This is a genomic window from uncultured Psychroserpens sp. (genome assembly GCF_947501425.1).
In the GTDB taxonomy this organism is placed as follows: domain Bacteria; phylum Bacteroidota; class Bacteroidia; order Flavobacteriales; family Flavobacteriaceae; genus Psychroserpens.
In genome coordinates, this window is record NZ_CANMVN010000035.1 from 1 (window position 1) to 259 (window position 259).

Below are 259 nucleotides of genomic sequence, written 5' to 3' on the forward strand. Positions count from 1 at the left end.
GCTGTATCTGTTCCATTTCCATTGTCATCAAATACACTTGCTGTCGTTCCGCCTGCGGCAGAATCGATTGGTGTTCCACTGAAATCGTCATTCTCTGCATTGATACTTGGATCAACTTCGATAGTTACATCAGCTGTATCACAAATGGTATTATCTACATCTAAACAGATTTGATAAGTTACTGTGTATGTACCAGATGTTGAACCTGCTGGTATATCTATCGTACCATCGGTATTAATTGACACACCTGTTAATCCTC

1 pseudogene is annotated in these 259 nt (G+C 39.8%); it reads right to left on the minus strand.

The features are described 5' to 3' along the window. Positions 1 to 259, minus strand: a pseudogene (locus tag Q0951_RS17080) (hypothetical protein); the annotation flags it as partial.